Origin of the sequence: Hyphomonas sp. UBA3601, assembly GCF_002375605.1 — a bacterium.
GTDB lineage: Bacteria > Pseudomonadota > Alphaproteobacteria > Caulobacterales > Hyphomonadaceae > Hyphomonas.
In genome coordinates this window covers 5,133-10,825 of sequence record NZ_DFME01000114.1, presented here as the reverse complement: position 1 = coordinate 10,825, position 5,693 = coordinate 5,133, and the positions used below count along the sequence as shown (strand labels likewise).

The following is a 5,693-nucleotide window of genomic DNA, read 5'->3' as shown; positions in this document are numbered from 1 at the left end:
CGCAAGCCGAGCTCGCCCAATATCGTCAACCCCGTTTCTTGCAGGATCAGGCCAGACCCAACAGGTCCTGGCGCATCGAACTGGTCATAGACGGTGACGTCGTGGCCAGCTCGGGCAAGCAGAGCTGCCGCGGCCAGTCCCCCAATGCCGGCACCGGCAATGGCTATCTTTCGCAATGAAGTCATGTCAGCCGGCAACCTTCACCGGATTTCGCTCACGCACCAGTTGCTTGACGAACTCGACATGACTGCGAAGCCGGTAAAGATCGTCCGTATAGGAAAGCGGCACTTCAACGGCACCGATTTCTGCCTGCAGGGTTTCGAGTTCCTCCTGCACCTTGTCACGTTCCGCCTTGTTGTCCGTCGAACGTCCACGCTCTTCGAGCGCACGCAAGTCTTCATACCAGACATAGATTTTCCGGCGCACACGCCAGCGATAGATGGGGGGTGCGACCCGGACCAACGGGAAGAGCAAGGTCAGCAACGGGATTGCAAGCACCCAGGCCCTGTCCAGAAAATTCGCGACGTCGAACGAAAAGTAACGGCGCAGGAATGACGGACCGTCCTTGTAGTATCGACGTGCCTGTTCGCTGATGGGCAGATCGATCAGGTCCGGATCAGGATACTCCCCCGCCGGGGCCAGCAGCGTACCTTGGGAATGAATCGCCGTTGCAGCATCTATGAGAAGCGCTTCGATGGCCGGGTGCAAGTCCTTGCGGACGACGAGTTGAGCGACAGGTGCGACCAGGGGGATGTCTGTTGCTGGCAGATTCTTGCCGATATCCACAACGCCTCTCAGAAGGACAATATCTGACAGCGCCTCGTGTCGGCGCGCCAGGGCCGGAGCGCGGTCAAACGGAAGCAGGCGGACAACATCCGGACTGTTCAGCAATCGGTCCACATAAGATGCCTCCACCGAGGCAGAGAAAGCAGCAGCGTCCAGACTCCCGGACAGCAGGGCGTCCGCCGCCGCATTGCCCGAAAGCGGCAGCCGAGACGTTTCATCCCATTCGCCCCCGTAATCGGCCTCTAGCTCCAGGGCGAGCATGCGCGTGCCTGACCCGGCACCGCCAACTGCCATTCGAGCATCGTGAAGATCGCCCAACGTGTCAGCGGGAACATCATTCCGGACAAACACCCAGAAAGGCTCCGGAAACAGTCCTCCAATTGAGCGCAACTCTTCCTCATCGGACACAGTTGAGAGTCCGCCCTGCACAAGGCCGACATCAACCTCGGAATCATCCAGCAGGCGCAGATTGTCGATTGAGCCCTGCGTCTCCACCAGCACAACCTCCACCCCCTCTTCAGCGAGAAGACGCTGATAGCGTTCTGCAAAGGCATGATAGGCACCGCCCGGGCTGCCAGCGGCGAACCGGATCGTTTTCGGTGGCGCAGGGTCCATCAGCACCAGAGCCAGGAGCACGCCCGCAAAGGCAACGACGACCAGAGGCCAATAGACTTTCAGGAAGTCCTTCAATCCCGACATGGTAACCGCCTCCCACCGCGCTAGTTCGGTCGACTACTGCTCTAGGCCGGGAAATTGCAAGGATCAACAAAGTGTAAGGCTCTGCCCTGAAATCGCCTCATGCGTGCCGCGCATGGAACCTATTCCGTTACAAGAGTGTTCATCAATGTATCGAGGCACCATCTGGAGCCCAAGCGACCAGAAAGGACGATCCCGTGAGCCATCCCATATCCATCACACGACTATTGTCTGTTGCCGTTTTAGGGGTAATCGCGGCCGTAACATTTGCCATGGTCCTGATGCCACAGCCTTCACTCTACGCAGGTTGAGCCTTAATCCTTGTGATAGGGCGTCCCGGCGAGGATCGATACAGCGCGGTAAACCTGCTCTGTCACCATCACCCTGACAAAACGATGTGGCCAGGTCTGGGGTCCAAAAGCCAGAGTATCCGGAACGGCTGACTTCACCGCGTCGCCATAGCCCTCGGCTCCCCCAATCAGGAAAACGAGGTCAGGCACGCCCTGATCGCGCCATTTGGCGAGATTTTCAGAAAATTCGCGAGATCTTTGTGCCCGTCCGAACTCGTCCAGTCGGATACATTTGGCACCTGACGGTAGTTTGGCGAGAATCCGGTCCGCTTCAGCGTCCAGTCCGCCGCCGCTGGGCACTTCGATCTCTTCAATGCCGCGAAAGCCGAGGGATCGTGCGATCGGCCCTGCACGCTTGATGTATTCATCGACAAGTTCGCGTTCCGGCCCGGCCTTTAGCCGCCCGACGACCAGAAAGATGATCCGCATGGTCGCCCGCTAATTGGCTGGCGCACGATGGGCATTGTCAGATGCCCAGATCTTTTCGAGATTATAGAATTCCCGGACTTCCGGGCGGAACAGGTGGACGATGACATCCCCGGTATCGATCAGCACCCAATCTGCATTCGGCATACCTTCGACACTGGCCGGGCGACCGGTCAGTTTCTTTACGTCTTGTGCAAGATGGTCTGCGAGAGCCGCAACATGCCGGCCGGAACGACCGGATGCGATGATCATGAAATCTGCGAGCGAAGATCTTCCATCAAGGTCAATGAAGAGAATGTCTTCAGCCTTGTCATCCTCAAGGGCCTTGGCGAGGGCTTCGGCCACATTACGGATTTCTTCGAGCGTGGCCTGCTGGGCGGGCTGGAGCCGCGGGGCGCTGGGGGTCAGGGGTCCGGTTCCTTCTTGTTACGTCCTCTTCAGATAATAGCATCTACGGGGCCGAACAACCAGCCATTAAAGGTCTGTCGCCGTCATATCGAGTCTGAATTCGCACCAAATTGCACCTTATGCGCAGTTTGCCAGATTTTCGCCGCATGTTCAGGGCATATTCCGACGTCATTCTTGTTGCTGATGGAGTAGAGTTTCATGCGCATGCAATTTGCTGCTGCCGCCGTTTTGTTTGCTTTGCCGCTCGGGGGTTGCGCCGTTGCAGCGCTTGGCACCGCCGGGGCCGTTGGCGTTGCCGCCGCCCAGGAGAAATCGCTCGGTGAAGCTGTGGACGATGCCACCGCGTCGAATGAGATCAAGAGTAAGCTCCTGTCTGAAAGCGCAAACAAGTTTGGAGAGGTCGATGTGGAGGTCACCGGGGGACTCGTCCTGCTCTCCGGCCGCGTAAACACTCCGGAAGAGCGTGTGAAAGCCGAAGGTATCGCCTGGACCTCTCACCTCACGCGCGATGTCGCCAATGAAATTCGTATCCAGCCTCCGGGCGGTTTCCTCGCAAATGTCTCCGATGAAGTCATCACGGGTCGGGTCCGCGCACGCCTGGTTGGGTCCAGCACGGTCAAAAGCCTCAACTTCAACATCGAAACCTATAATGGCGTTGTCTACCTTATGGGCATCGCGCGGTCGGCCGAGGAGTTGAAGCGCGCAGCCGAGGAGGCCAGTGTGGTGGGCGGCGTGAAACAGGTGGTTTCCTATGTCCGCATTCGTGACAATACCCGCACCCAACAAGCCGCGCCAACGACGCAGGGCACGCCCCCTTATCAAACAGCACCCGATGCCTCATATGACTATCAGGCCGACGGGGAACTGATCGGCGCCAATTACTAGCCGGGTCAGGTCGCGCGGGCGGCGGCCCATGAAGGGAGCCGCCTCATGAGCCTTCGCGTTGCGATCCAGATGGATCCGCTCGAATCCGTCAATATCGACGGAGACACCACTTTTGCCCTGGCCGAAGTCGCACAAGCGCGCGGCATGGAGCTTTTCGTCTACGGTCCCGATGACATGAGCATCGAGCAAGGCCGCGTAACGGCCTTGGTTCGACCCGCGCGCGTTCAACGTGTGAAGGACGCACCCGGCCTGTTTGATGCGCCCGTTCGGCTGGATCTTGCAAAAGACGTTGCCGTCATCTTGATGCGTCAGGACCCACCCTTTGACATGAGCTATATCACGGCCTGCCATCTGCTTGAGGAAATCGCAGATGAAACCCTCGTCGTGAACGACCCGGCTGGCGTCCGATCCAGTCCAGAAAAGATTTTCCCGCTAATGTATCCAGACCTGATGCCGCCAACCCTTATGTCGCGCGACTTGTCTGTCATCGAAGCCTTCCGCGCAGAGCACAAGGACATCATCATCAAGCCGCTCTATGGGCATGGCGGCGCAGGCGTGTTTCGCCTGAAGCAGGACGATTCCAATTTCGACTCGTTGACTGAGCTCTTCTTCAGTCGCTCGCGTGAACCGGTCATGGTTCAGGCATTTCTGCCGGCCGTCAGTGAGGGCGACAAGCGCATCATCTTGATCGATGGCAAAGCCGCCGGCGCGCTCAACCGGCGCCCCAAGGAAGGTCAGGTCCGATCGAACCTCGTTGTCGGCGGTACGGCCGAGGAGACAGATATGAGCGACGCGGATATGCGGATTTGCGAAGCCATCGGGCCGGAATTGAAACGTCGCGGACTCGTCCTGACGGGCATCGACGTGATTGGCGGGCGTCTTACCGAGGTGAATGTCACCTCCCCCACCGGTGTTCAGGCCATCAAGAAACTCAGCGGCATTGATATCGCTGCCGATTTCTGGAACGTTGTGCAAGACAAGCTTGCGAGCCGCTGAAGCTCCCGGCAAGAATGGGGACATGATCATGAAACTGACAACGTCTATCGCCATCGTGTCTTTCTGTCTGGCAGGGACGGCCTGTTCTGAAAATTCCAGCAGTGAAGACGCAGCTGTCGTCGCTACCGAGACCGCCCAGGTCGAGGACGAATATACGGGCTCCCTCAATCTGAACCTGCCAAGTTCATCAGCGGCTCAGGACACTGGCAGCGGTACGCTGAATTTGCGAATTGGGCAGTCGGACGAAGATGATGGTCTGCTGATCGGGTCCGGCGGTTTTGGCGGAGGCCAGTTCGAGGATGCTCCTTCGCTTGGCCTGTCCCTTCCCGACGATACTGCAGAGCCGGCATCGTCAGAAGACGACGTCATTCGGCTTGATCCGAAATAGTCGTCGGCCCAATTGATCATCCTGCATGAGGATGTTGGCTCTGGCCGCCTCGAAAGATAAAGCAAAACTCGACACACAATCGCAAGTTGCGTGCGGGCATTCTTTGGGCTTGAAAACCACTCAGGATTGAATATTGTCAGCTCCTGATTTCAATGGGTGCGCGGCGCATTGCGTCAGACACCCGGCCTCAGGGACCCAGGATGCCGCATGCCCCATCTCCCCAGGACGTAAGAAAACCCACAGATGCAGACCGCTTTATCGGTCGGCAAGTCCGACAAGCGCGTCGTGAAGTGGGGATGACGCAAGAGGCGTTGTCCGAAAAGCTGGGCCTTACTTTTCAGCAGGTTCAGAAGTATGAGGCCGGCCGCAGTCGTTTGTCAGCTGGCAGGTTGAGGGACGTGGCCATCGCCCTCGGTAAGCCGATCAACTATTTCTACGAGCCATTTCCTGCGGCACCCGAGGTCCGCGACCTTGAGCATGCAAAGATAGGTTTGCTGAAGCGGGAGGCGAAAAAACTCGTCGACTCCCTTGTACGGGCAGATGATCTGGAAACAGCCATTCAGATTCTGGCCGCGCTGGGGCCATCTCGTCCCTAGCGTTGGCAGGCACTACAGAAGAAACTCGACCTACCTGATTGGACGATGCGTTGGATCGGCTTGGTGCAGTTGCGGCAAGAGTCCCCTTCCCGGTCATAGACGGCGAAAGTGTGCTGGAAATAGCCAAGCTCCCCACTCGCGCTGGCGAAATCTGAGATGGTA

The 5,693-nt window shown here is 58.1% G+C and carries 9 protein-coding genes; 4 read left to right on the top strand and 5 right to left on the bottom strand.

Features of this window, described 5'->3' with window-relative positions:
- The 4 genes from B4F73_RS12070 to rsfS all read right to left on the bottom strand — a co-directional run.
- On the bottom strand, nucleotides 1–185 hold a 185-nt coding region (locus tag B4F73_RS12070), incomplete at its 3' end, for an FAD-dependent oxidoreductase (RefSeq protein WP_290483377.1).
- A gap of 1 nt (nucleotide 186) precedes the next feature.
- Nucleotides 187–1,485 (bottom strand): TAXI family TRAP transporter solute-binding subunit, encoded by a 1,299-nt coding sequence (locus tag B4F73_RS12065; protein ID WP_067327325.1) that lies wholly within the window; start codon nucleotides 1,483–1,485, stop codon nucleotides 187–189.
- A 311-nt stretch (nucleotides 1,486–1,796) separates the two neighbouring features.
- Complete coding sequence (locus B4F73_RS12060; protein WP_067327323.1) at nucleotides 1,797–2,261, bottom strand: 23S rRNA (pseudouridine(1915)-N(3))-methyltransferase RlmH; 465 nt, start codon at nucleotides 2,259–2,261, stop codon at nucleotides 1,797–1,799.
- Between the two features lie 9 nt (nucleotides 2,262–2,270).
- Nucleotides 2,271–2,603 carry a ribosome silencing factor gene (rsfS, locus tag B4F73_RS12055; RefSeq protein WP_231884219.1) on the bottom strand — a complete coding sequence of 111 codons (333 nt, stop codon included), beginning with the start codon at nucleotides 2,601–2,603 and terminating at the stop codon, nucleotides 2,271–2,273.
- A gap of 261 nt (nucleotides 2,604–2,864) precedes the next feature.
- Here rsfS and B4F73_RS12050 point away from each other — a divergent pair, with 261 nt between their 5' ends.
- From B4F73_RS12050 to B4F73_RS12035, 4 genes are all read left to right on the top strand, one after another.
- Entirely contained in the window at nucleotides 2,865–3,551 is a 687-nt protein-coding gene (locus B4F73_RS12050; protein WP_051608048.1) for a BON domain-containing protein, read from the top strand.
- Between the two features lie 45 nt (nucleotides 3,552–3,596).
- Complete coding sequence (gene gshB, locus B4F73_RS12045) at nucleotides 3,597–4,547, top strand: glutathione synthase (protein WP_290483376.1); 951 nt, start codon at nucleotides 3,597–3,599, stop codon at nucleotides 4,545–4,547.
- A gap of 28 nt (nucleotides 4,548–4,575) precedes the next feature.
- Nucleotides 4,576–4,935 carry a hypothetical protein gene (locus tag B4F73_RS12040; protein ID WP_156486770.1) on the top strand — a complete coding sequence of 120 codons (360 nt, stop codon included), beginning with the start codon at nucleotides 4,576–4,578 and terminating at the stop codon, nucleotides 4,933–4,935.
- A gap of 152 nt (nucleotides 4,936–5,087) precedes the next feature.
- Nucleotides 5,088–5,531 carry a helix-turn-helix domain-containing protein gene (locus B4F73_RS12035; RefSeq protein WP_067327316.1) on the top strand — a complete coding sequence of 148 codons (444 nt, stop codon included), beginning with the start codon at nucleotides 5,088–5,090 and terminating at the stop codon, nucleotides 5,529–5,531.
- Here the strand turns inward: B4F73_RS12035 and B4F73_RS12030 are convergent.
- Nucleotides 5,528–5,693, bottom strand: a 166-nt coding sequence (locus B4F73_RS12030) for a zinc finger domain-containing protein (RefSeq protein ID WP_349679568.1), incomplete at its 5' end; no start/stop codon positions are given. The genes B4F73_RS12035 and B4F73_RS12030 overlap by 4 nt on opposite strands.